The 25,505-nt window shown below is 54.9% G+C and carries 23 protein-coding genes and 1 rRNA gene; 14 read left to right on the top strand and 10 right to left on the bottom strand.

Going from position 1 to position 25,505, the window contains the following annotated elements; translation table 11 throughout:
• Window positions 1-13 precede the first annotated feature (13 nt).
• The 6 genes from yihT (at window position 14) to ompL (ending at window position 7,843) form a co-directional block, all read left to right on the top strand.
• On the top strand, window positions 14-889 hold the full coding sequence (yihT, locus tag AC2FAJ_RS20520; RefSeq protein WP_188246135.1) for a sulfofructosephosphate aldolase: 876 nt from the start codon (window positions 14-16) through the stop codon (window positions 887-889).
• Between the two features lie 14 nt (window positions 890-903).
• Window positions 904-2,145 carry a sulfoquinovose isomerase gene (yihS, locus tag AC2FAJ_RS20515; protein ID WP_193357977.1) on the top strand — a complete coding sequence of 414 codons (1,242 nt, stop codon included), beginning with the start codon at window positions 904-906 and terminating at the stop codon, window positions 2,143-2,145.
• A 16-nt stretch (window positions 2,146-2,161) separates the two neighbouring features.
• Window positions 2,162-4,186, top strand: coding sequence for an alpha-glucosidase (locus AC2FAJ_RS20510; RefSeq protein WP_485454474.1), 2,025 nt, complete (start codon window positions 2,162-2,164; stop codon window positions 4,184-4,186).
• Window positions 4,187-4,231: 45 nt separating this feature from the next.
• Window positions 4,232-5,614, top strand: a complete 1,383-nt coding sequence (locus tag AC2FAJ_RS20505) for an MFS transporter (RefSeq protein WP_045630621.1) — start codon at window positions 4,232-4,234, stop codon at window positions 5,612-5,614.
• A 43-nt stretch (window positions 5,615-5,657) separates the two neighbouring features.
• Window positions 5,658-7,082, top strand: a complete 1,425-nt coding sequence (locus tag AC2FAJ_RS20500; protein WP_280030199.1) for an MFS transporter — start codon at window positions 5,658-5,660, stop codon at window positions 7,080-7,082.
• 74 nt (window positions 7,083-7,156) lie between these two features.
• Entirely contained in the window at window positions 7,157-7,843 is a 687-nt protein-coding gene (gene ompL, locus AC2FAJ_RS20495) for a porin OmpL (protein WP_045630623.1), read from the top strand.
• Between the two features lie 51 nt (window positions 7,844-7,894).
• Here the strand turns inward: ompL and typA are convergent, their stop codons facing one another.
• On the bottom strand, window positions 7,895-9,718 hold the full coding sequence (gene typA / locus AC2FAJ_RS20490; protein WP_028014891.1) for a ribosome-dependent GTPase TypA: 1,824 nt from the start codon (window positions 9,716-9,718) through the stop codon (window positions 7,895-7,897).
• A 378-nt stretch (window positions 9,719-10,096) separates the two neighbouring features.
• Between typA and glnA the strand changes: the two genes are divergently transcribed.
• The 4 genes from glnA (at window position 10,097) to AC2FAJ_RS20470 (ending at window position 14,370) form a co-directional block, all read left to right on the top strand.
• The gene (gene glnA / locus AC2FAJ_RS20485) at window positions 10,097-11,506 is read left to right on the top strand and encodes a glutamate--ammonia ligase (protein WP_008501856.1); all 1,410 of its coding nucleotides are present in this window, start codon (window positions 10,097-10,099) and stop codon (window positions 11,504-11,506) included.
• 169 nt (window positions 11,507-11,675) lie between these two features.
• Complete coding sequence (glnL, locus tag AC2FAJ_RS20480; RefSeq protein WP_014172250.1) at window positions 11,676-12,725, top strand: nitrogen regulation protein NR(II); 1,050 nt, start codon at window positions 11,676-11,678, stop codon at window positions 12,723-12,725.
• Between the two features lie 11 nt (window positions 12,726-12,736).
• Complete coding sequence (gene glnG / locus AC2FAJ_RS20475) at window positions 12,737-14,149, top strand: nitrogen regulation protein NR(I) (RefSeq protein WP_028014893.1); 1,413 nt, start codon at window positions 12,737-12,739, stop codon at window positions 14,147-14,149.
• 110 nt (window positions 14,150-14,259) lie between these two features.
• Entirely contained in the window at window positions 14,260-14,370 is a 111-nt protein-coding gene (locus AC2FAJ_RS20470) for a YshB family small membrane protein (RefSeq protein ID WP_017382667.1), read from the top strand.
• A 53-nt stretch (window positions 14,371-14,423) separates the two neighbouring features.
• Here AC2FAJ_RS20470 and hemN read toward each other — a convergent pair whose 3' ends face one another.
• Both hemN and yihI read right to left on the bottom strand, forming a co-directional pair.
• The gene (gene hemN / locus AC2FAJ_RS20465) at window positions 14,424-15,797 is read right to left on the bottom strand and encodes an oxygen-independent coproporphyrinogen III oxidase (protein WP_485454473.1); all 1,374 of its coding nucleotides are present in this window, start codon (window positions 15,795-15,797) and stop codon (window positions 14,424-14,426) included.
• Between the two features lie 188 nt (window positions 15,798-15,985).
• Window positions 15,986-16,501 carry a Der GTPase-activating protein YihI gene (yihI, locus tag AC2FAJ_RS20460; RefSeq protein WP_028014895.1) on the bottom strand — a complete coding sequence of 172 codons (516 nt, stop codon included), beginning with the start codon at window positions 16,499-16,501 and terminating at the stop codon, window positions 15,986-15,988.
• 577 nt (window positions 16,502-17,078) lie between these two features.
• On the opposite strand from yihI, the gene yihA reads away from it, so the two are divergent.
• On the top strand, window positions 17,079-17,708 hold the full coding sequence (gene yihA / locus AC2FAJ_RS20455; protein ID WP_045630625.1) for a ribosome biogenesis GTP-binding protein YihA/YsxC: 630 nt from the start codon (window positions 17,079-17,081) through the stop codon (window positions 17,706-17,708).
• Window positions 17,709-17,806: 98 nt separating this feature from the next.
• Here the strand turns inward: yihA and spfP are convergent, their stop codons facing one another.
• From spfP to AC2FAJ_RS20440, 3 genes are all read right to left on the bottom strand, one after another.
• Window positions 17,807-17,854 carry a small protein SpfP gene (gene spfP, locus AC2FAJ_RS20450; RefSeq protein WP_071892919.1) on the bottom strand — a complete coding sequence of 16 codons (48 nt, stop codon included), beginning with the start codon at window positions 17,852-17,854 and terminating at the stop codon, window positions 17,807-17,809.
• A gap of 166 nt (window positions 17,855-18,020) precedes the next feature.
• Entirely contained in the window at window positions 18,021-20,813 is a 2,793-nt protein-coding gene (gene polA / locus AC2FAJ_RS20445) for a DNA polymerase I (protein WP_485454472.1), read from the bottom strand.
• A 361-nt stretch (window positions 20,814-21,174) separates the two neighbouring features.
• Window positions 21,175-21,414, bottom strand: a complete 240-nt coding sequence (locus AC2FAJ_RS20440) for a hypothetical protein (RefSeq protein WP_227013203.1) — start codon at window positions 21,412-21,414, stop codon at window positions 21,175-21,177.
• Between AC2FAJ_RS20440 and AC2FAJ_RS20435 the strand changes: the two genes are divergently transcribed.
• Window positions 21,311-22,162: an acyltransferase gene (locus tag AC2FAJ_RS20435; protein ID WP_223824783.1), complete on the top strand. Its 852-nt coding sequence runs from the start codon at window positions 21,311-21,313 to the stop codon at window positions 22,160-22,162. The genes AC2FAJ_RS20440 and AC2FAJ_RS20435 overlap by 104 nt on opposite strands.
• Before the next feature lie 23 nt (window positions 22,163-22,185).
• Here AC2FAJ_RS20435 and dsbA read toward each other — a convergent pair whose 3' ends face one another.
• From dsbA to AC2FAJ_RS20420, 3 genes are all read right to left on the bottom strand, one after another.
• Window positions 22,186-22,809 carry a thiol:disulfide interchange protein DsbA gene (gene dsbA / locus AC2FAJ_RS20430; RefSeq protein WP_028014899.1) on the bottom strand — a complete coding sequence of 208 codons (624 nt, stop codon included), beginning with the start codon at window positions 22,807-22,809 and terminating at the stop codon, window positions 22,186-22,188.
• A gap of 27 nt (window positions 22,810-22,836) precedes the next feature.
• Window positions 22,837-23,823: a serine/threonine protein kinase gene (locus tag AC2FAJ_RS20425; protein WP_153656900.1), complete on the bottom strand. Its 987-nt coding sequence runs from the start codon at window positions 23,821-23,823 to the stop codon at window positions 22,837-22,839.
• A gap of 75 nt (window positions 23,824-23,898) precedes the next feature.
• Window positions 23,899-24,168, bottom strand: a complete 270-nt coding sequence (locus AC2FAJ_RS20420) for a YihD family protein (RefSeq protein ID WP_116343731.1) — start codon at window positions 24,166-24,168, stop codon at window positions 23,899-23,901.
• Between the two features lie 68 nt (window positions 24,169-24,236).
• Between AC2FAJ_RS20420 and mobA the strand changes: the two genes are divergently transcribed.
• Window positions 24,237-24,821 carry a molybdenum cofactor guanylyltransferase MobA gene (mobA, locus tag AC2FAJ_RS20415; RefSeq protein WP_045630629.1) on the top strand — a complete coding sequence of 195 codons (585 nt, stop codon included), beginning with the start codon at window positions 24,237-24,239 and terminating at the stop codon, window positions 24,819-24,821.
• Entirely contained in the window at window positions 24,818-25,321 is a 504-nt protein-coding gene (mobB, locus tag AC2FAJ_RS20410; RefSeq protein ID WP_485454471.1) for a molybdopterin-guanine dinucleotide biosynthesis protein MobB, read from the top strand. The genes mobA and mobB overlap by 4 nt, the downstream gene beginning before the upstream one ends.
• 98 nt (window positions 25,322-25,419) lie before the next feature.
• On the opposite strand, the gene rrf is transcribed toward mobB, so the two are convergent.
• Window positions 25,420-25,505 (bottom strand): 5S ribosomal RNA (gene rrf / locus AC2FAJ_RS20405); the annotation flags it as partial.

Here is a 25,505-nt window from a genome sequence, read left to right as displayed (position 1 = left end):
AAAGGACTGAGGAATGACGATGTACACCCTGAAAGATATCACCCGACCTTCCGGCGGTTTTGCAATGCTGGCCGTGGATCAGCGCGAAGCGATGCGCCTGATGTTTGCCGCCGCAGGCGCGCCGGTGCCGGTAACCGACCAGCACCTGACGGATTTTAAGGTCAACGCGGCGAAGATTCTGTCGCCGTACGCCTCTGCCATTCTCGTCGATCAGCAGTTTTGCTATCGCCAGATTGTGGAGCAGCAGGCCGTTGCCGAAAGCTGCGCGATGATTGTGGCGGCCGACGAGTTTATTCCAGGGAACGGGATCCCGGTCGACAGCGTGGTCATCGACAAGAACATCGACGCGCAGGCGATCAAACGCGATGGCGGCAAGGCGCTGAAGCTGCTGGTGCTGTGGCGTAGCGATGAAGATCCGCAGCAGCGCCTGGAGATGGTGAAAGCGTTCAATACGCTGTGCCACGACAACGGGCTGCTGAGCATTATCGAGCCTGTGGTGCGTCCGCCGCGTCGCGGAGCCGAATTTAACCGCGAACAGGCGATTATCGATGCGGCTAAAGAGCTGGGCGACAGCGGTGCCGACCTTTACAAGGTGGAGATGCCGCTGTTCGGCAAGGGCACCCAGCAGGAACTGCTGGCGGCCTCGCAGAAGCTGAACGAGAACATCGCCATGCCGTGGGTGATCCTCTCGTCCGGCGTGGACGATAAGCTGTTCCCGCGCGCCGTGAGCGTGGCGATGCAGGCTGGGGCATCGGGCTTTTTAGCCGGTCGCGCCGTCTGGTCCTCGGTGATTGGCCTGCCGGATACCGAGCTGATGCTGCGTGATATTTCCGTACCAAAACTTCAGCGTCTGGGTGAGATCGTCGACGAAATGATGGCTCGCCGTTAAGAAAGGACCCGAACATGAAATGGTTTAACACCCTGAGCCACAACCGCTGGCTCGAACAAGAGACCGACCGCATTCTCGATTTCGGCAAAAACGCCGCCGTACCGACCGGCTTTGGCTGGCTGGGCAATAACGGGCAGGTTCGCAGCGATATGGGCACCCATCTGTGGATCACCGCCCGCATGCTTCACGTGTACGCGGTGGCGGCGAACATGGGCCGTCCCGGCGCGTATGCCCTGGTTGAGCACGGTATTAACGCCCTCAACGGCCCGCTGCGCGACAGCCAGCACGGCGGCTGGTATGCCTGCGTCAACGATGAGGGCGTGGTCGACGCCTCCAAGCAGGGTTATCAGCACTTCTTCGTCCTGCTGGGCGCGGCGAGCGCCGTCACCACCGGACACCCGCAGGCACGCAAGCTGCTGGACGATGCCATCGAGGTGATTGAGCGCTACTTCTGGAGCGAACAGGAGCAAATGTGCCTCGAGTCCTGGGATGAAGCCTTCAGCAAAACGGAAGATTACCGCGGCGGTAACGCCAACATGCACGCCGTGGAAGCCTTCCTGATTGTCTATGACGTAACCCACGACCGCAAATGGCTCGACCGCGCCCTGCGCATCGCCTCGGTGATTATTCACGACGTAGCGCGCAAAGGTGAGTATCGCGTTAACGAGCATTTCGACACCGACTGGAACCCGATCCGCGATTACAACATCGATAACCCTGCCCACCGCTTCCGCGCCTACGGCGGCACGCCGGGGCACTGGATTGAGTGGGGCCGCCTGATGCTGCACCTGCGCGCCGCGCTGGAAGCGCGCTTTGAAACTCCACCTGAATGGCTGCTGGAAGATGCGAAAGGCCTGTTCCACGCCACCATCCGCGACGCCTGGGCACCCGACGGCGCCGACGGGTTTGTCTATTCCGTGGGCTGGGATGGCAAGCCTATCGTCCGCGAACGCGTGCGCTGGCCAATCGTCGAGGCGATGGGCACGGCCTATGCCCTCTATACCGTGACCGGCGAAGCGCAGTACGAAGCCTGGTATCAGAAGTGGTGGGATTACTGCATCAAGTACCTGATGGATTACGAAAACGGTTCCTGGTGGCAGGAGCTGGACACCAATAACGAAGTGACCACCAAAGTCTGGGACGGCAAGCAGGATATTTACCATCTGCTGCACTGCCTGGTGATCCCCCGCCTGCCGCTGGCGCCGGGCTTAGCGCCTGCCGTCGCCGCCGGATTGCTGGACAGCCAGGCCAAATAATAAAGACGGAGTTTTTATGCGTACCCTACACAATATTGACCTAAAAAATAACGAACGTGGCTTTACCCTGCGCTGGCAGGATCGTCTGATTTTATCCCACACCGTGGATGCCCCTTGCCTTTGGATCGGAGCAGGCGAGGCCGATATCGAGATGTTTCGCGGCAATTTCAGCATTAAAGACAAGCTCAACGAAAAGATTGCCCTGACGGACGCGACCGTCACGCAGCAAAGCGCGGGCTGGGCGATCCGCTTTACCCGCGGCGATGCGGTAAGCGCGACGCTGCTGGTGGGCGTGGATGCGGAAGGCCGTCTGGAGCTGAAGCTGAAAAATGATGCCGCCAGCCATAACCGCATCTGGCTGCGGCTGGCGGCGCAGCCGGAAGATCATATCTACGGCTGCGGCGAGCAGTTCTCGTACTTCGATCTGCGCGGCAAGCCGTTCCCGCTGTGGACTAGCGAGCAGGGCGTGGGCCGCAACAAGCAGACCTACGTCACCTGGCAGGCCGACTGTAAAGAGAACGCGGGTGGTGACTACTACTGGACCTTCTTCCCGCAGCCTACCTTTGTGAGCACCCAGAAGTACTACTGCCACGTGGATAACAGCTGCTACATGAACTTTGACTTCAGCGCGCCGGATTTCCACGAGCTGGCGTTCTGGGAAGATAACGCCACGCTGCGCTTCGAATGTGCACAAACCTACGTCGATCTGCTGGAAAAACTGACCGGCCTGCTGGGGCGCCAGCCTGAGCTGCCGGACTGGGTTTACGACGGCGTGACGCTGGGCATCCAGGGCGGCACCGAGGTGTGCCAGCAGAAGCTCGACGCCATGCGCGAGGGCGGCGTGAAGGTGAACGGCATCTGGGCGCAGGACTGGTCCGGCATCCGCATGACCTCCTTCGGCAAACGCGTGATGTGGAACTGGAAGTGGAACAGCGAGCTCTATCCGCAGCTTGACGAGCGGATCGGGCAGTGGAAGCAGGAGGGCGTACAATTCCTCTCCTATATCAACCCGTACGTCGCCAGCGATAAAGATCTCTGCGAAGAGGCGGCGAAACGCGGCTATCTGACCAAAAACGCCAACGGCGAGGACTACCACGTTGAGTTCGGCGAGTTCTACGCGGGCGTTATCGACCTGACCAACCCGGAAGCCTACGGCTGGTACAAAGAGGTCATCAAAAAGAATCTGATCGAACTGGGTTGCGGCGGCTGGATGGCCGATTTCGGGGAATATCTGCCGACCGATACCTTCCTGCACAACGGCGTGAGCGCGGAGCTCATGCATAACGCCTGGCCTGCCCTGTGGGCGAAATGTAACTACGAGGCGCTCCAGGAGACCGGCAAGCTCGGGGAGATCCTGTTCTTCATGCGCGCGGGCTACACCGGCAGCCAGAAGCACTCGGTGATGATGTGGGCGGGGGATCAGAACGTTGACTGGAGCCTGGACGACGGTCTGGCGTCCGTCGTGCCCGCAGCGCTGTCGCTGGCGATGACCGGGCACGGCCTGCACCACAGCGACATCGGCGGCTATACCACCCTGTTTGAGATGAAGCGCAGCAAGGAACTGCTGCTGCGCTGGTGCGACTTCAGCGCCTTTACGCCGATGATGCGTACCCACGAGGGCAACCGCCCTGGCGACAACTGGCAGTTCGACGGCGATGCGGAAACCATCGCGCACTTCGCGCGCATGACCACCGTGTTCACCACCCTTAAGCCGTACATCAAAGCTGCGGTCGCGCAGAACGCGAAAAGCGGCCTGCCGGTGATGCGTCCGCTGTTCCTGCACTATGAGGACGACGCGCGCGCCTACACGCTGAAATACCAGTACCTGTTTGGCCGCGATCTGCTGGTGGCACCGGTTCATGAAGAGGGCCGCCGGGACTGGTCGCTCTATCTGCCGCAGGACAGCTGGGTCAATGCGTGGACCGGAGAAACCTGCCAGGGCGGTGACGTGACCGTTGATGCCCCGATCGGCAAGCCGCCGGTCTTCTATCGCCAGCACAGCGAATGGGCAGATCTGTTTAGCACCTTACGTGATATCTGATAAGGCTCGCCCGCAGGGAAACCTGCGGGCAGACGGAGAACAATAATGAGTCAACATACTTCCGATCCGGCAACCCTACGCCTGCCGTTTAAAGAAAAACTCGCCTACGGGATGGGCGATCTCGGCTCAAACATCCTGCTGGATATCGGCACGCTCTATTTGCTGAAGTTTTACACCGACGTGCTGGGGCTGCCCGGCACCTACGGCGGGATTATCTTCCTGATTGCGAAGTTCTTTACCGCCTTCACCGATATGGGCACCGGAATCATGCTCGACTCCCGACGCAAGATTGGTCCGAAAGGGAAATTCCGCCCGTTCGTGCTGTATGCCGCCTTCCCGGTGACCTTACTGGCGATTGCCAACTTCGTCGGTACGCCATTTGAGATGACCGGCAAAACGGTGATGGCGACGGTGCTGTTCATGCTGTACGGCCTGTTCTTCAGCATGATGAACTGCTCTTACGGCGCGATGGTGCCCGCCATCACCAAAAACCCGGACGAGCGCGCCTCGCTGGCGGCCTGGCGTCAGGGCGGCGCCACGCTCGGCCTGCTGCTCTGTACGGTGGGCTTTGTCCCGGTGATGAACCTGATTGAGGGTAACGACCAGCTTGGCTACATCTTTGCCGCCACCCTCTTCTCGCTGTTCGGGCTGTTCTTTATGTGGTGGTGCTATAAGGGCGTCACCGAGCGTTACGTCGAGATGCAGCCCGCTAACCCGGCGCAAAAGCCGGGGCTGCTGCAGTCGTTTCGCGCCATTGCCGGGAACCGTCCGCTGTTTATCCTGTGTATCGCGAACCTGTGCACGCTGGGCGCGTTTAACGTTAAGCTCGCCATTCAGGTCTACTACACGCAGTACGTGCTGAACGACCCAATCCTGCTGTCGTACATGGGTTTCTTCAGCATGGGCTGTATTTTTATCGGCGTCTTTATGATGCCCGGCGCGGTGCGGCGCTTCGGCAAGAAAAAGGTCTACATCAGCGGGCTGGCAATTTGGGTGGCGGGCGACCTGCTCAACTACTTCTTCGGCGGCGGCTCGGTGAGCTTTGTGGCGTTCTCCTGCCTAGCGTTCTTCGGCTCCGCGTTCGTGAACAGTCTGAACTGGGCGCTGGTGTCCGATACCGTGGAATACGGCGAGTGGCGCACCGGCGTGCGCTCCGAAGGGACGGTCTACACCGGCTTTACCTTCTTCCGTAAGGTATCCCAGGCGCTGGCGGGCTTCTTCCCGGGGATTATGCTCACGCAGATCGGCTATGTGCCCAACGTGGTGCAGTCCGCCGGGACGGTTGAAGGGCTGCGGCAGCTGATATTTATCTACCCGAGCCTGCTGGCGGTCATCACCATCGTGGCGATGGGCTGCTTCTACAACCTCAACGAGAAGATGTATGTGCGCATCGTGGAAGAGATCGAACTGCGCAAACGTACGGCCTAAATGACGTGATAGAGCGCCCTGCGGGGCGCTCTGAGGATCGACCATGACACACAATACTGATCCGTTAACCCTGAAATTGAGCCTGCGAGAGAAGTGCGCCTACGGGATGGGCGATTTTGGCTCGAACCTGATGCTGTGTATTGGCACGCTGTACCTGCTGAAGTTTTACACCGATGAACTGGGGATGCCCGCGTTCTACGGCGGCATAATTTTCCTGGTGGCGAAGTTTTTCACCGCGTTCACCGACATGCTGACCGGGGTGCTGTTGGATTCCCGGCGAAACATCGGACCGAGGGGGAAGTTCCGGCCATTCATTCTTTACGCCTCCGTGCCGGTGGCGCTGGTCGCGACGGCGCAGTTTATGGCCAACGACTTTAGCCTGACGGTCAAAACGGCCATCGCCACCGTGCTCTTCATGATGTTTGGGCTCTGCTACAGCCTGATGAACTGTGCCTATGGTGCGATGGTCCCTGCCATCACCAAAAACCCGAACGAGCGCGCGCAGTTGGCGGCGTGGCGACAGGGTGGCGCCACGGTGGGGCTGTTACTCTGCACCGTCGGTTTTATGCCCATTCAGGCGCTGTTCGTCAGCCAACCCTCCCTGGGCTATCTGGTGGCCGCGCTGGTGTTCGTCACCGGCGGCCTGTTCTGCATGTGGTGGTGCTATAGCGGCGTGAAAGAACGCTACGTCGAGATAACGCCCGATCACCATAAGCCCGGCATTCTGAAATCGTTCTGCGCGATTTTCCGCAATCCGCCGCTGCTGGTGCTGTGCATTGCCAACCTGTGTACTCTCGCCGCGTTCAACATCAAGCTGGCGATTCAGGTCTATTACACCCAGTACGTGCTAAACGATCTGCATCTGCTGTCGTGGATGGGCTTTTTCAGCATGGGCTGCATTCTGATTGGCGTGTTTCTGGTACCCGGCGCGGTGAAGCGCTTTGGCAAGAAGCCGGTCTATCTGGGCGGGCTGACGCTGTGGGCGGTGGGCGACGTGCTGAACTTCTTCTGGGGAACCAGCTCCCTGCTGTTCGTGCTGTTTTCCTGCATGGCCTTTTTCGGCACCGCGTTTGTGAATAGCCTGAACTGGGCGCTGGTGCCGGATACCGTTGATTACGGCGAGTGGAAAACCGGCATCCGCGCCGAGGGATCGGTTTACACCGGCTACACCTTCTCGCGCAAAATCTCCGCCGCTCTCGCCGGCTTCCTGCCCGGCATCATGCTGACCCAGATCGGTTACGTTCCTCATGCGGTGCAGAGCGCGGGCACGCTGCTGGGTTTGCGTCAGCTTATTTTCCTCTGGCCGTGCGGCCTGGCAATCGTCGCCGCCGTGACCATGGGGCTGTTTTATAAACTCAACGAAGCGCGCTTCGCCTTTATTATCGAGGAGATTGGAAAACGGAAAAAACAGTCAGCGAATACCCCTGAGATAACACCCAACAATAAAGCGTCAGCAGTCACTTTATAACAATAAATTCGGCCACTATGTCCTTCCTGTTTATCAGGAGGGAGGCCTTTCTGTACCTGATACATGGACAAATTATGAAAAGAATCATCACTGTACTGATCGTGTCGTCTGTGTCCTGCCCGGTATTTGCCGGGGCCTATGTCGAAACCCGCGAAGCCTACAATACGGCTTCTGAGCTGCACGAGGTGATCCTGCGTGCGGGCTATAACTTCGATATGGGCGCGGGGTTGATGTTCACCAACGCCTACAACGTGGGGAGGTGGGATGAGCTCAAGCACAGCTATAACGAAATAGAGGGGTGGTATCCGCTCTTTAAACCGACGGACAAACTCACCTTCCAGCCGGGCGGGTTGATCAACGACAGCAGCGCCGGTTCGGGTGGCGCGGTTTATTTAGATACCAACTATAAATTCACGGACGGGTTTAATCTGACGTTCCGCTATCGCTATAACCATAACAATTACGATACGCCGGACTATAACGGGCAGATGGATAAGAACGACACGCACGAATTCGCCAACTACTGGAATTTCAAGGTGACGGATGCGTTTTTCTACACCTTTGAGCCGCATTTTTTCCAGCGGGTGAATGACTACCACAGCAAAAATGGCAAAGACCATCACTGGGAAATTACCAACAAGTTCAGCTATAAGATCGACAGAAACTGGCTGCCGTACCTCGAACTCCAGTGGCTGGACAGATGGAATGATTACAACCGCGAGCAGTACAGGATCCGCCTGGGGTTACGTTATTCGTTCTAATAAAAAAGCCGCTGATTTCTCAGCGGCTTTTTTTACTACGGATTGACCGTATTAGTCTTCTTTCGCACCGCGCATAGCACGTTTACGATCGTTCTCGGTCAGGTGACGTTTACGGATACGAATTGACTGTGGAGTCACTTCTACCAGTTCGTCATCATCAATGAACTCCAGAGCCTGCTCCAGGGTCATCTTGATCGGTGGAACCAGAACCGTTGCTTCGTCAGTACCGGACGCACGCATGTTGGTCAGCTTCTTACCGGTCAGGCAGTTTACCGTCAGGTCGTTAGAACGGCTGTGAATACCGATGATCTGGCCTTCGTAAACTTCAGCACCGTGACCCAGGAACAGCTTACCGCGATCCTGCAGACCGAACAGCGCAAACGCAACCGCTTTACCCTGACCGTTGGAGATCAGTACGCCGTTGTTACGCTGGCCCACTTCGCCCGGACGAACGTCGTCGTAGTGGCTGAAGGTGGAGTACAGCAGGCCGGTACCGGAGGTCATGGTCATGAACTCAGAACGGAAGCCGATCAGGCCACGGCTTGGGATCACGTAGTCGAGACGTACGCGGCCTTTGCCGTCTGGATTCATGTTTTTCAGGTCGCCTTTACGCTCGCCCAGTGCCTGCATCACAGAACCCTGGTGCTGCTCTTCTACGTCCAGCGTTACGTTTTCGAACGGCTCTTGTTTACGGCCATCGATTTCACGGAAGATTACTTTCGGACGGGAAACCGCCATCTCGAAACCTTCACGACGCATGTTTTCGATCAGAACAGACAGGTGCAGCTCACCACGACCGGAAACGCGGAATGCATCAGCATCTTCGGTTTCTTCAACGCGTAGCGCAACGTTGTGCACCAGCTCTTTGTTCAGACGGTCAAGGATCTGACGAGAGGTAACGAACTTACCTTCTTTACCACAGAACGGAGAGGTGTTGACGTTGAAGAACATGGATACGGTTGGTTCATCAACGGACAGGGCTGGCAGCGCTTCGACGTTCTGCGGATCGCAGATGGTGTCGGAGATGTTCAGTTCACCCAGACCGGTGATCGCGATGATGTCGCCCGCTTCAGCGATGTCGCTCTCGATACGCTCAAGACCCAGGTGAGTCAGGACTTTACCGACTTTACCGTTACGGGTTTTGCCTTCGCTATCGATGATAGTGACCTGCTGGTTAGGCTTCACTTTACCGCGCTTGATACGGCCAATGCCGATTACGCCAACGTAGTTGTTGTAGTCGAGCTGGGAGATCTGCATCTGCAGGGTGCCTTCCAGGTCAACGTTTGGCGCAGGAACACGGTCAACAATCGCCTGATACAGCGGGGTCATGTCTTCAGCCATGTCTTCGTGGTCCAGACCTGCGATACCGTTCAGCGCAGAGGCGTAAACGATAGGGAAGTCCAGCTGCTCGTCGGTCGCGTCGAGGTTAACGAACAGGTCGAAGACCTGGTCAACAACCCAGTCAGGACGCGCGCCAGGGCGGTCAACTTTGTTGATAACAACGATTGGCTTCAGACCATGGGCAAAAGCTTTTTTGGTCACGAAGCGCGTCTGTGGCATTGGGCCATCCATTGCGTCAACGACCAGCAGAACGGAGTCTACCATGGACATTACACGTTCAACTTCACCACCGAAGTCGGCGTGCCCTGGGGTATCAACGATGTTGATACGGTAGTCATTCCATTTAATCGCGGTGTTTTTCGCGAGGATGGTAATCCCACGCTCTTTCTCCAAATCGTTGGAGTCCATCACGCGTTCTTGGGTTTCGGCACGCGCATCAAACGTACCGGATTGCTGCAGCAGCTTATCAACCAGGGTAGTTTTACCATGGTCAACGTGCGCGATGATGGCGATGTTACGCAAATTTTCGATCACAACTTTGCCTCAGGCATTTAGAAATAGCGCGTTATTGTACACGGATTAATCGCACTACAAAACAGGATCACAAACATCCCCCGCAAACAAGTATTGCAGAGATGCTTTGTGATCGCTTTCACGGAGCGGTAAAAGGGCACTTTAACGTAAATTGCACCAATATGGTGCTTAATGTTCACATTGAAGCACTATACTGGTGCAACAAATCCATCATGGTGCAGCCCTTTTGCACTATGGTGCGCATGATAACGCCTTTTTGGGGTGTTTTAAAAGTTGGCACAGATTTCGCTTTATAAAAAATACATGGCAACAGCCAGTACCAACAGAAATTGAAGACCTCGTTACCACGACGACAATGACCAATCTGGAGAGTTAAGTATGTCCGCTGAACACGTTTTGACGATGCTGAACGAACATGAAGTGAAGTTTGTTGATCTGCGCTTCACCGATACCAAAGGTAAAGAACAGCACGTCACAATCCCTGCTCATCAGGTGAACGCCGAATTCTTTGAAGAAGGCAAAATGTTTGACGGCTCCTCCATTGGTGGCTGGAAAGGCATTAACGAATCCGACATGGTTCTGATGCCAGACGCAACCACTGCGGTCATTGATCCGTTCTTCGAAGAACCAACCCTGATCATCCGCTGCGACATCCTCGAGCCAGGCACGCTGCAGGGCTACGACCGCGACCCACGTTCTATCGCTAAACGCGCTGAAGAGTACCTGCGTTCCACCGGCATCGCGGACACCGTTCTGTTCGGGCCAGAGCCAGAGTTCTTCCTGTTCGACGACATCCGCTTCGGTGCCTCTATTTCTGGCTCCCACGTGGCTATCGACGACATCGAAGGCGCATGGAACTCTTCCACCAAATACGAAGGTGGTAACAAAGGTCACCGTCCTGGTGTGAAAGGCGGTTACTTCCCGGTTCCTCCGGTCGACTCTGCACAGGATATCCGTTCCACCATGTGTCTGGTGATGGAAGAGATGGGCCTGGTTGTTGAAGCGCACCACCACGAAGTGGCGACTGCGGGTCAGAACGAAGTGGCAACCCGCTTCAACACCATGACCAAAAAAGCGGACGAAATTCAGATCTACAAATACGTTGTGCACAACGTTGCGCACCGTTTCGGTAAAACCGCGACCTTCATGCCAAAACCAATGTTTGGCGACAACGGTTCCGGTATGCACTGCCACATGTCTCTGTCCAAGAACGGTACCAACCTGTTCTCTGGCGACAAATATGCCGGTCTGTCCGAGCAGGCGCTGTACTACATCGGCGGCGTAATCAAACACGCTAAAGCGATCAATGCCCTGGCGAACCCAACCACTAACTCCTACAAGCGTCTGGTCCCGGGCTACGAAGCGCCAGTTATGCTGGCCTACTCTGCGCGTAACCGTTCTGCTTCTATCCGTATCCCGGTGGTGGCGTCTCCTAAAGCGCGTCGTATCGAAGTTCGCTTCCCGGATCCAGCGGCTAACCCATACCTGTGCTTCGCAGCGCTGCTGATGGCCGGTCTGGACGGTATCAAGAACAAGATCCACCCAGGCGAAGCGATGGACAAAAACCTGTACGACCTGCCGCCAGAAGAAGCGAAAGAGATCCCACAGGTTGCTGGCTCTCTGGAAGAAGCCCTGCAGGCGCTGGATGCAGACCGCGAGTTCCTGACTGCGGGTGGCGTATTCACTGACGACGCTATCGATGCTTACATCGCCCTGCGTACTGAAGAGAACGACCGCGTGCGTATGACTCCGCATCCGGTTGAGTTCGAACTGTACTACAGCGTTTAATTTAGTTGTTTTACCCGGCGTCAAAAGCGCCGGGGGTAGTTGCCGTGGAAACTTTTAGCCCATCTCCGGATGGGCTTTTTTCTCCACCAACAACCTGATCTCACGCGCTTTTTACGCCGAAACCGCTATACTGCACTAAAACAGTGCAACGACTCCAGGAGACTGCTGAATGGCAACTGGCACGCTGCCCGATGCTGGGCAGATCCTCAATTCTTTGATTAACAGCATCCTGCTGGTCGACGACGAGCTGGCCGTCCATTACGCCAACCCGGCGGCGCAACAGCTGCTCGCCCAGAGTTCACGCAAACTGTTTGGCACCCCGCTTCCTGAGTTATTGAGCTATTTCTCGCTGAATATTGGCCTGATGCAGGAAAGTTTGCAGGCCGGTCAGGGGTTCACCGATAACGAAGTCACGCTGGTGATCGACGGGCGCTCACATATTCTTTCCCTTACCGCGCAACGTTTGCCGGAAGGACTGATCCTGCTGGAAATGGCGCCGATGGATAATCAGCGTCGCCTGAGCCAGGAGCAGCTTCAGCATGCGCAGCAAATTGCCGCCCGTGACCTGGTGCGCGGTCTGGCGCATGAAATCAAAAACCCGCTGGGTGGGTTACGCGGCGCGGCGCAGCTTCTGACCAAGGCGCTGCCCGATCCCGCGCTGGCGGAGTACACCAACGTCATCATTGAGCAGGCGGACCGCCTGCGTAACCTGGTCGATCGCCTGCTCGGGCCGCAGCAGCCGGGTATGCACGTTTCAGAAAGTATTCATAAAGTCGCTGAACGGGTGGTGAAGCTCGTCTCCATGGAGCTGCCGGAGAACGTCACGCTGGTGCGTGATTACGACCCAAGCCTGCCGGAACTGGCGCATGACCCGGACCAGATTGAGCAGGTTCTGCTGAATATTGTGCGCAATGCTCTGCAGGCGCTGGGGCCGGAAGGCGGCGAGATTATTTTACGCACACGCACCGCCTTCCAGCTCACGCTGCACGGCGTGCGCTATCGTCTGGCGGCACGCATCGACGTTGAGGATAACGGGCCTGGCATTCCTTCTCATCTGCAGGACACCCTGTTCTACCCAATGGTAAGCGGGCGCGAAGGCGGTACGGGACTGGGCTTATCTATCGCCCGCAGCTTGATCGATCAGCACTCCGGAAAAATTGAATTTACCAGTTGGCCGGGACATACCGAGTTTTCGGTTTTCCTGCCGATTAAAAAATAAAGGTGACGTTTATGCAACGAGGGATAGTCTGGGTAGTCGATGACGATAGCTCCATCCGTTGGGTGCTTGAACGCGCGCTCACAGGGGCAGGTTTAAGCTGCACGACGTTTGAGAGCGGCAGCGAGGTGCTCGACGCACTCACCACCAAAACGCCGGACGTTCTGCTGTCGGATATTCGCATGCCGGGCATGGACGGGCTGGCGCTGTTAAAGCAGATCAAACAGCGCCATCCTATGCTTCCGGTCATCATAATGACGGCTCATTCCGACCTGGATGCCGCGGTGAGCGCCTATCAGCAAGGGGCGTTCGATTATCTGCCCAAACCGTTCGATATCGACGAAGCGGTGGCGCTGGTTGAGCGCGCGATTAGCCACTACCAGGAGCAACAACAGCCACGCCACGCACCCGATTTTGGGCCAACCACCGACATCATCGGCGAAGCGCCGGCGATGCAGGACGTGTTTCGCATTATTGGCCGTCTGTCCCGCTCGTCCATCAGCGTGTTGATTAACGGGGAATCGGGTACAGGTAAAGAGCTGGTGGCGCATGCGTTACATCGCCACAGCCCGCGGGCAAAAGCGCCGTTTATCGCCCTCAATATGGCGGCGATCCCGAAGGATTTGATTGAGTCCGAGCTGTTCGGCCACGAAAAAGGGGCGTTTACCGGCGCGAATACCATTCGCCAGGGGCGCTTTGAGCAGGCTGACGGCGGCACGCTGTTCCTGGACGAGATCGGCGATATGCCGCTGGACGTTCAAACTCGCCTGCTGCGCGTGCTGGCCGACGGGCAGTTTTACCGCGTGGGCGGCTATGCGCCGGTGAAGGTGGACGTGCGTATTATCGCCGCGACGCACCAGAACCTGGAGCTGCGCGTGCAGGAGGGCAAATTCCGTGAGGATTTATTCCATCGCCTGAACGTGATCCGCGTCCACCTGCCGCCGCTGCGCGAGCGTCGGGAAGATATCCCGCGCCTGGCGCGTCATTTCCTGCAGGTGGCGGCCCGCGAGTTGGGCGTGGAAGCCAAGCAGCTTCACCCGGAAACCGATGCCGCCCTCACCCGTCTGGCGTGGCCGGGCAACGTACGCCAGCTGGAAAACACCTGCCGCTGGCTGACCGTGATGGCCGCCGGCCAGGAAGTGTTGATTCAGGATCTCCCTGCCGAACTGTTTGAGGCCACCGCGCCCGAAAGCAGCACCGGGCACGCGCTGCCGGACAGCTGGGCAACGCTGCTGGCGCAGTGGGCCGACCGCGCGCTGCGTTCCGGTCATCAAAACCTGCTGTCTGAGGCTCAGCCAGAGATGGAGCGTACGCTGTTGACCACCGCGCTTCGTCATACGCAGGGCCATAAGCAAGAAGCCGCGCGCCTGCTGGGATGGGGACGTAATACCCTGACGCGCAAGCTGAAAGAGCTGGGAATGGAGTGATCGTACCCCGCTGTGTAAAGGTTATTAATTGAGCGCAAATTGCCGTTATTTTGCGCTTTACTGTTCCGATGAGTTTTGTATGATCGTGCCCGGAAATTGGGGGAACCATCATGCTGGAATCATTAGTGACTTTACTGTCGAGCGGAGCAGCTGAAAGCCACACGCCACAAACTGCCGTTGCGGCGGTATTATGTGCGGCGCTGGTTGGGCTGTTTAGCTAGCAGGGTGAAATGTAAAAGCCGGGTAGCGGCTTCGCCTTACCCGGCTTTGCGCCTTAAATCACCCGTGAAAACTGCTGCATACGCGCCTTCTGGCGCAGATACGCGTCAAAGCACATGCAGATATTACGGATCAACAGACGCCCTTTCGGCGTGACCTCAATCGCGTTCTCCGACACATCCACCAGCCCGTCTTTCGCCAGCGGCGCAATCAGCTTCAGGTCTTCCGCAAAATATTCGCTGAATGTCAGATCCCACTGTGCTTCCACGTCGCTAAAGTCGAGACGGAAGTTGCAGATAAGCGCCTTAATCACATCACGACGAATGCAGTCATCACGGGTCAGCGCGATGCCGCGCCATAGCGCGTTGCCGGTTGCATCAACCTGCTGGTAGTAGAGCTTCAGCTCTTTCTGGTTCTGCGCGTAGCAGTCACCGATCATGCTGATGGCGGAGACACCCATGCCGAGCAGATCGGTATCGCCCTGTGTGGTATAACCCTGGAAGTTACGGTGCAGTACGCCTTCGCGCTGGGCAATCGCCAGCTCGTCATCCGGACGGGCAAAGTGATCCATGCCGATAAATTGATAGCCGCTCTCGGTCAGAGAGGTGATGGTTTCCTGCAGGATATCCAGCTTCTGCTGGGCAGAAGGCAGATCGGCATCTTTGATTTTGCGCTGGGCGGCGAATAGCGTCGGCAGGTGCGCGTAGTTAAAGACGCTCAGGCGGTCCGGGCTAAGTTCAGCCACGCGCTTCAGCGTGAAGGCGAAGCTCTCCGGCGTCTGCTTTGGCAGGCCGTAAATCAGGTCGATGTTGGTCGAGGTAAAGCCGATGTCGCGCGCGTGGTTGAGTAAGGCGAAGATAAATTCCTCGTCCTGCTCGCGGTTGACCAGACGCTGCACCTCTTTATTGAAATCCTGCACGCCCATGCTCAGACGATTAAAGCCTTCGGCGCGTAAGTGATCCAGTACATCCAGCTCAATTTCACGCGGATCGACTTCGATCGAGATTTCGGCGTCGTCGTTAAAATTGAAATTTCCGCGCAGCAGCGTCATCAGGCGGCTTATTTGCGCCTTATTGAGATACGTTGGCGTGCCGCCCCCCCAGTGAAGCTGGCTGACGTGACGACCTTTAAATAGCGGTGCGCGGTGCACAATTTCCTGTTCGAGCGCATCGAGGTATTGGTCGGCTTTATGCTGCTGACGGGTCACGATTTTATTGCAGCCGCAGAAGTAGCAGAGCTTATGACAGAACGGAATATGGACGTAGAGCGACAGCGGACGCTCTGGATAGCGCGCGACGGCCTGAAGAAAATCCGCCTCGCCGAAGGCATCGGAGAACTCCAGCGCGGTGGGGTATGAGGTATAACGCGGCCCGGAATAGTTATACTTCTGGATTAGGGCCAAATCCCAGTCGATAGTTGGTGCTGACATGCTCACTCCTTCCGTTGGTGTCGCGTTCGTATACGGCGGCCCGTTCTGGCCCCATCGCGGGCCATCATTCGGGTGCGCAGCCACTTCTGTCGCCGCGACAACCGCCGTAGTTTAACGAATAACCACACCAGATAACATATAACCGGAAGGGTTATAAGCAGGACTATCGTGCCTGCCGGGTGCAAATGTTAGTTTCCACCTTTCAGAAGACGCATCATATCTTCCTGCTTTTCTTCTTCCTCTTCGTCGTCTTCGTCATCGTAAGACAGACCCAGCTTCTGCATTAGCTCATCAATGCGGTCCAGTTTGGCATCTACCCATGACTGCTCTTCGGCGGTCAGGGTTTCACCCTCTTCAAGACGTTCCAGCAGCGCGTCCAGGCGCTCATCGTTCTCCAGCATATCCAGCTCAGCCTGCGGTGAAAGCATAGGTTTCTCGCTCTTTGGTTTGTGCTGCTTAGTGACCGGGGTGTCTGTCACGCCCAGTGGAATGGGAGTTTTACTGCCGATACGAGGGTCTTTCTGCTGTTTGCCTTTTGCAGAGGCGCCCGCTGCACCACCGCCGTTGGCACGGCTACCCGCAGCATGACCGCGATGTTTTTTGTCGCGTTTGCGGTCGCGCGCTTCCTGGTTCAGTTCTTCGCGCGTTTTGCGGCGTGCTTTTGCTGGGCGTTTCGCGCCCGCAGCGGAGGTTGGTTTTTTCATGATGTTTTATCTTAAAGTCGTTTTCTTCAGTATAGAATTGCGGCGAAATCTAGCAGAAAGCAAGCAAAGAAAAAAGGCGACAGAGCAATCTGTCGCCTTTTTTCCTGACTCACAACCCTTAACGGGTCAGACATTCCATGTTTACCAACAACACACCCTGTTTATCCTTTGGCTGATACCGTCCGTGTATGGTTCCATTTCCTGTTAAAACGCCTCCAGGCGCTGGTCGTCCTGACTATCCTGCGTCTTCGCCTCCTGGCGCTCCTGACCCTAATCCTTAAGTCGATTTCCTGTTGGCTTCCTCGCCTTGCCGCATACTTTACCTTGTTCCGTTAAACTAACAAGCAACGAAACGGTACAAATACGGATTTTCAGATAATTACCTGGAAATAAACTTATGATTTAAAACAGTTTGCATTTTTTGACGTCTGCGAATTCTCTGAAATCTCCCATAGCAACATTAGCCGATCTCTTACAGCCGTTTGGGCATTCGCCTGCAAGCCTCGTGCAATGAGAAAAGCCTTTTGCCCGCATTCGGGTATAATCCCTCCAGATTACGATTTTTGGAGACGACCACGTGACTACCTGGAACTACCAACAGACGCATTTTGTCACCAGTGCGCCCGATATTCGCCACCTGCCTTCTGATACCGGTATTGAAGTGGCATTTGCTGGCCGCTCAAATGCGGGGAAATCCAGCGCCCTGAATACGCTGACCAATCAGAAGAACCTGGCGCGGACCTCAAAAACACCTGGCCGTACCCAGCTGATTAACCTCTTTGAAGTGGCTGAAGGCAAACGCCTCGTAGACTTGCCGGGATACGGTTATGCGCAGGTGCCTGAAGAGATGAAGATCAAGTGGCAGCGTGCGCTGGGCGAATACCTGGAAAAACGCCTGTGCCTGAAAGGTCTGGTGGTGCTGATGGATATTCGTCACCCGCTAAAAGATCTCGATCAGCAGATGATCGACTGGGCCGTAGCAAGCGATATCGCCGTGCTGGTGCTGCTGACGAAAGCCGACAAGCTGGCAAGCGGCGCGCGTAAAGCGCAGGTGAATATGGTTCGCGAAGCGGTACTGGCCTTCAATGGCGATGTACAGGTTGAGCCTTTCTCTTCGCTGAAAAAACAGGGCGTGGACAAGCTGCGTCAGAAGCTCGACAGCTGGTTTAACGAGCTGGAACCCGCGACGGAAGCGGAAGAAGAGTAATACCGAGCGCGGCAATGTCCGCGCTTTTTTTTGCCCGAACTTTTATTTGCCGCAATAAAAAACGCCCCAGTCATTACTGACTGGGGCGGCTAAAATATTCAGCCAAATCCGATTACGTGAAGTAAAAGGTCTGAAAGATAGAACATCTTACCTCTGTACCCTACGTCGATAACTCTACCCCTTTTTTTGCTGTAGAAAAAGCACTTTTTGTAGTTTTTTTTCATTCTTTACATAGGGAATTCTAATGATCGTCACAAAACGCGCGTTGTTATGTTGCTAACTTACATAAAAAGCGCGTTATTCACAGAACCTTTAGTGAGCCTGATCCCAGTTTTCACCACTTCCCACTTCCACCAGCAACGGCACGTCTAGCGTCATGCTGCTTTCCATCAGTTCATGGATCTTTTTCGACACAATATCGAGATCGTCTTTGTGCACTTCAAACACCAGTTCATCGTGTACCTGCATGATCATTTTCACGCGCGGCTTCTCTTTCTCCAGCCAGGCATCAACAGCGATCATTGCGCGCTTGATGATGTCCGCTGCGGTACCCTGCATCGGGGCGTTGATCGCCGCACGCTCTGCGCCAGCGCGGCGCGCCGCGTTGCTGGATTTGATGTCCGGGAGATAGAGACGACGGCCATCCAGGGTTTCAACGTAACCTTTCTCTTTCGCCTGCGCGCGGGTGCGTTCCATATATTCCAGAACGCCCGGATAACGCTCGAAGTAAAGATCCATATACTTCTGCGACTCTTTGCGCGGAATGTTTAGCTGGCGTGAAAGGCCAAACGCGCTCATGCCGTAGATTAGACCGAAGTTGATCGCTTTTGCACTGCGGCGCTGTTCGTTGGTCACGTTGTCCAGCGGTAAACCAAAGACCTCCGCCGCGGTCGCCCGGTGGATGTCTTTTCCTTCCGCAAATGCCGTCAGCAGACCTTTATCGCGGGACAGGTGCGCCATAATGCGCAGTTCAATTTGCGAGTAGTCAGCCGAGACAATCAGGTAGTCATCAGGAGCTATAAAGGCCTGACGAATGCGGCGCCCTTCCTCATTACGCACCGGAATGTTCTGCAGGTTAGGATCGGTTGACGAGAGACGCCCGGTTGCCGCTACCGCCTGATGATACGACGTGTGCACACGGCCCGTTTTCGGGTTGATCATCAGTGGAAGTTTGTCCGTGTAGGTAGACTTCAGCTTCGCGAGACCGCGGTACTGCAGAATCACTTTTGGCAGCGGGTAGTCCAGCGCCAGCTCTTCCAGCACCTCTTCAGAGGTTGACGGCGCGCCGCCAGGGGTTTTCTTCAGCGGCTTGATGCCCTGCTTTTCAAACAGAATGGTTTGCAGCTGCTTCGGTGAAGAGAGGTTAAACGGCTCGCCTGCAAGCTCATGCGCTTTCTGCTCGAGCTCGGTCAAACGCTGCGCGAGCTCGCCAGAGTGGTTATGCAGCACCGTTGGATCGATCTTAACGCCATTGCGTTCGATACGGGACAGAACGGGCACCAGCGGCATTTCAATATGCTGGAATACGTTCAGCGGACCTTCGTGCTTCTGCAGTTTCGGCCACATCTTCAGATGCAGTTGCAGCGTGACGTCGGCATCTTCCGCCGCGTAGCGCCCTGCTTCTTCAAGAGCAATCTGGTTAAAGGTGAGCTGATTTTTCCCTTTACCGGCAATCTCTTCAAAGGTAATGGTTTTGTGCTTGAGCCAGCGGTCAGATAAGGAATCCATATCATGGCGGCCCGCCACGCTGTCCAGAATGTAGGATTCGAGCATAGTGTCAAAGGCAATCCCGCGCAGCTCAATGCCGTAGTTCTGCAGAATGCCGCGGTCGTACTTGAGGTTTTGACCAACCTTCAGCGCCTTTTCGTCTTCCAGAATCGGCTTCAGTAGCTCGAGCGCGCGCTCGCGGGAGATCTGCTCCGGCGCATCCAGGTAGTCGTGCCCCACGGGAACGTAGGCGGCAATACCCGGCTCTGTCGCAAAGGACAATCCCACCATATTGGCTGAGATGTTGTCGAGGCTGTCTGTTTCGGTGTCAAAGGCAAAGACCGGCGCTTTTTTCAGTTTCTCGATCCAGGCGATCAGCTGTGACTCTTCCAGAATGGTTTCGTAGTTGTCGAAGGAGAGCGCTGCGGCTTCTTCTTCCGCCTGATCTTCGGCATCAACGACAATCGTCTCTTTCGGCTTAGCAGCAGGTTTGGCCCCTTTAGCCTGCAGCCATTTACCGGCTTCCACGTCAGTGGTCCAGCGCTTGAATTCGTATTTCTTAAACAGGCTCAGCAGGTCGTCAGCGGAAGGCTGTTGCACTTCCAGCTGCTCACAGCCCAGCTCCAGTTCCACATCGGTTTTGATTGTTGCCAGCTTATAGGAGAGATAAGCCACCTCTTTGTTCTCTTCCAGCTTCCCGGCCATGGTTTTTGCGCCACGGAAGGAAAGTCCGGCGATTTTTTCTGGTTCCGCGTAGAGCGTGTCAAGACCACCCAGCCCCTGAAGCAGCGCCTGCGCGGTTTTTTCACCGACGCCAGGAACGCCAGGAATGTTATCCGAGGAGTCGCCCATCAACGCGAGGAAGTCGATAATCAGCTCTGGCGGCACGCCATACTTAGTGACTACTTCTTCTGGCCCCAGAATGGTGTTGGTCATGGTGTTGATCAGGGTAATACCTGGCGTCACCAGCTGCGCCATATCTTTATCACCGGTGCTGATCAGCACCGGACGGCCCATTTTTTCAGCTTCGCGCGCCAGCGTACCGATGACGTCGTCGGCCTCCACGCCAGAGACGGCCAGCAGCGGCAGGCCCATTGCTTTCACCATGGCGTGCAGCGGCTCAATCTGCGCACGCAGATCGTCAGGCATTGGCGGACGATGGGATTTGTAATGTTCAAACAGTTCATCGCGGAAGGTTTTGCCTTTCGCATCAAAAACGACAGCCGCATGGGTGGGCTGATATTGAAGAATCAGGCTGCGCAGCATATTCAGCACGCCGTACATCGCGCCGGTAGGTTCCCCTGCGCTATTGGTCAGAGGAGGAAACGCATGGTACGCCCGATACAGGTAAGAAGAGCCGTCGACGAGAATAAGTGGGTTTTCTGGGATCTGAACCATAATGTCCGTGCCTTTAATCAATTTATGCGTAAAGGATGCCACAGAAGGATGAAAACATCAGTTATTCAGGTTCGATACAGGAAAAGATTTTGCGATCGTGAGGATCGCTCGCAAAATTCAAACTGTGGATAAGTTTGTGAATATTTTCACTTCAAATGAAAAACAGATACTAAAAGCAGGCACGCGTTGATAATAAATTATTAAATATCATAATGTTAACAACTAACACTGCATGAAAATAGCCTGCTGATGGCAATTTAGTCTATGTGGATATAAGTCCTGATTAGCGCACAATAATAGAGAAATCTTCTGCTTCAGGGGAAAAGCCGTCTATTGACGATATGAAAGCGCCATAATTTTGTCACTTTTCTGATAAAATCAGCCCCCAGCGCCGTATCATCGGCGGGTCCATTAAAGCTAACCACCTGAAAAAGCTCATCATGTCGAGATTGCTCGCTGCAATAACATTACCGCTAAGCATCATTTTAACAATTCTGGTGACGATTGCGTGTTCTGTGCCAATCATTATCGCCGGGATCGTTAAACTGCTGCTGCCTGTGCCTGCGGTGTGGCGATCCGTCTCTGCGTTTTGTAATTTCATGATGTATTGCTGGTGTGAAGGGCTAGCGATCCTGCTGTGCCTGAATCCGCATCTGAAGTGGGATGTCGAAGGGCTGGAGAGCCTCAACAAAAAGAACTGGTACCTGCTGATCTGCAATCATCACAGCTGGGCGGACATCGTGGTGTTATGCGTGCTTTTTCGCAAACATATCCCGATGAACAAGTACTTCCTGAAGCAGCAGCTCGCCTGGGTGCCCTTTATCGGGCTGGCCTGCTGGGCGCTCGATATGCCGTTTATGAAACGCTATTCGCGCAGCTATCTGATTCGTCATCCGGAGCGTCGCGGTAAGGATGTGGAGACCACGCGCCGCTCCTGTGAAAAGTTTCGCGCACATCCAACGACCATCGTGAACTTTGTGGAAGGCTCACGGTTTACGGAAGATAAACGTCAACAAACACGCTCCCCTTATCAGAACCTGCTTCCGCCAAAGGCGGCGGGTATTGCGATGGCGCTTAACGTGCTGGGTGCACAGTTCGATAAACTTCTGAACGTTACGCTCTGCTATCCGGAAAATGACAGGACGCCATTCTTCGATATGCTAAGCGGCAAGCTGACTCGCATTGTTGTTCGGGTGAATTTAGTGCCGATCGATGCCGGGCTGCACGGTGACTACGTTAACGATAAGAATTTCAAACGTGGTTTCCAGCAGTGGCTTAATACGCTCTGGAAAGAGAAAGACGAACAGATAGACAGCATTAAATCTTCATACAAAAACGCCGGTCAGTGACCGGCGTTTTCATATCAACGAAATTACTTCTTCTCAACCAGGTATTTCACGGTATCAGCATACTGCTGTACGAAAATATCCATGCTGCTGGTGTCCATGCCCTGCATGTTCAGCTGATATTTGCCGTTAACAAACATCGCCGGAACGCCCTGAAGCTGCAGATCAGCGGCCGCTTTTTCCTGCTGAGCAACCAGAGATTTCACTACAAAGCTGTTCCACGCGGCGTCGTACTCTTCACCTTTCACACCGGCATCAACGAACACTTTGCGGATATCCGCAGTGGTCTGAACGGTCTGGGTTTTCTGTACGGCCTCGAACATTGGAGCAGTGATTTTATCTTCCACGCCCAGCGCCATCGCAACCGCCCACGCCTGAGTCAGGTCTTTACCCAACGGGCCCAGGAATTCAACGTGGTACTTGGTCATTTTGGTGCCTTCCGGCAGCTTTTTCTTCACGTTGTCAGAAACATGCAGCACCTCTTCGAATTGATAGCAGTGCGGGCAATAGAATGAGAAGAACTCCAGAACCTGTGGCTCGCCAGCAACCGGCTTTTCCAGCGTGATAAACTGTTTACCGTCGGTAAACTGCGCAGCAGAAGCGCTAAATGCCAGAATCATACCTGCCAGCGCCAGCCAAATTTTTTTCATGATTAACTCTCTCCTGGGTGTGTCCAATTAATACATCGGCGTTAATTGCAGAGGGGGTTCCTGAAGAACCTTAACCTGCTGAGTGAATGTAGATATCTGGCTGCGCCAGTAATCTTCTCCGGTAAGCCACGGGAAATTACGAGGAAATGCGGGATCGTCCCAACGCCTGATTAACCATGCGAGATAATAAACAAAACGCATCGCACGTAAAGGCTCAATCAGGGCAATTTCGTCTGAATTAAACGGGCTAAATTCTTCATAGGCTTCAATAATCGTTTCAAGCTGCATGCGCTGCTCGGCTTTGTCGCCATTGAGCAGCATCCACAGATCCTGAACCGCTGGTCCCATGCGCGCATCGTCGAGATCGACAAACAGTGGACCATCGCGCCAGAGAATATTTCCGGCGTGACAATCGCCATGCAGGCGCAGAATGGAAATATCATCACGCCAGCAGGTTTTCACCGCAGCAATAAGCTTATCGGTGGCGTTGAGGAAATCATCCTTTAACGCAGCGGGGATCAGCGCAGACGTTTCGAATATCTGACGTGGTTCGGTGAGATATTCATGAATCCCGATCGTTGGTCGGGCAGTGAACGCTTTTTTACGTCCCGTCTGATGAATGCGTCCCAGATAGCGAGCAACCCACTCCATCTGATCGATATTATCCGCTTCAAACTGGCGGCCACCCAGACTGGGGAATACGGCATAGTAAAACCCTTCATGCGTGAGCAGCGTTTGGTTATTGAACTTTATCGGTGCGGCAACGGGGACGTCATCAACCAGCAGATCGTGAGCAAACTGGTGCTCCTCCTGAATTTGCTGTGCAGACCAACGTTCAGGGCGATAGAACTTTACGACGAAGCGCTGACGATCCTCGTCCTGAAATTGATAGACGCGGTTTTCGTAGCTGTTTAACGGAGTTAGCCCGGAATCCACACGAATACCCTGTTCAAACAGGGCATCCATAATGGTATCCGGGTGTAGTGTCTGGAAAGTAAAAGCCTGGTCGTTCATCCGATCATCCGGAAATTATACGAATGATTCAGGATATCATCTTGTAGCGATTTCGGTGGCTCCGCTTACAAGCTTTTACTCTTTAATTACGCCTCGGGCGCGCAGCAATGCAGTTTTAAAATCTTCCTCATAATCCTTCTGAATACCAGGAATAACAGCATCTTTGGCTGAGTCGCGCATTTTGAGGTGGTAGATCAGGATGTCGTCAGAAAGGTCTGCCAGATTGCCGTCAAAACCTGACTCTTTTGCCAGTTTCTGTAAGAATTGCATCAGATTCAGCTCTGGCTCTTTTTGCCAGGCTGGCTGGAGGAGTTCAATGACTTCATTCAGACGTTTACATTTCATGGTGGTGCTCCTTTCATTTAGAGTGACACGTTAGCAGGGTCAATCCCACAATAAAAGAGGCGATATTCGTGAATCTTAGCCTGGAAATCACTGGGGTCGTTCTGGCAGGCGGCAGAGCTACGCGGATGGGCGGGGAAGATAAGGGACTGCAGCTCCTGAAAGGCAAGCCCTTATGGCAGCATGTCGCTGATACGCTTGTCGATCAGGTATCGGCAATGGCGCTGAGCGCAAATCGCCATATCGATATTTACCAGCGCAGCGGGTTTCCCGTTTATCAGGATAATCTCGCAGATTTTCCGGGGCCGCTGGCCGGCATGCTTTCGGTGATGCAGCAGTCGCAGGGAGAGTGGTTTCTCTTTTGTTCGTGTGATACGCCTTTTATACCCACCTGCCTGGTGGAACGGATGGTGCAACAGCGAGGTGATTCACCCGTGGTCTGGGTGCATGACGGCGAGCGCGACCACCCAACTATCGCGCTCATTAACCGATCCTTGATTCCTGCTATGAGCGACTATCTGGCTTCCGGAGAGCGAAGAGTGATGGTGTTTATGCGTAAGGTCGGCGGACATACTGTTGATTTTAGCGACATGAAAACATCGTTCGTGAATGTGAACACAATAGAAGATTTACAGGCCATGCAGGAGAAGAGATGAATTCTGTTTTAGCCATTTCAGCCTGGAGTGGGACAGGAAAAACCACGTTGCTGAAAAAACTGATACCCGCACTGTGCGCCCGCGGTATTCGTCCAGGCTTGATTAAGCATACTCACCATAATATGGATGTCGATAAGCCGGGCAAAGATAGCTATGAGCTGCGCAAAGTGGGTGCCGCGCAGACAATGGTAGCAAGCAACCAGCGTTGGGCATTGATGACAGAAACGCCGGATGAGGCACCGCTGGATCTCGCGTATCTGGTGAGCCGGATGGATCATTCCACGCTGGATCTGGTGCTGGTTGAGGGATTTAAGCATGAGGCCGTGCCTAAGATCCTACTGTTCAGAAGTGATGCCGGGCACGATATCAGCGAGTTAACGCTGGATGAGCATGTGATTGCGGTGGCCAGCGATGTGGCATTGCCGCTTGAGGTTCCGGTGCTGGATTTAAATGATGAGGATGGGATTGCTGAGTTTATTGTGAAGTGGTGTGCGGTCTGACTTGCCGGGTGGCGGCTTCGCCTTACCCGGCCTACGGTTTGTGCAGCGCAGAAACGCAAAAAGGCCATCCTTTCGGATGGCCTCTTCACTTATTTGATGCCTGGCAGTTCCCTACTCTCACATGGGGAGACCCCACACTACCATCGGCGCTACGGCGTTTCACTTCTGAGTTCGGCATGGGGTC

This window comes from Enterobacter cloacae complex sp. 385G4 (genome assembly GCF_057320665.1).
The sequence above is the reverse complement of the archived record's forward strand: the minus strand, read 5'-3'. Positions and strand labels throughout refer to the sequence as shown.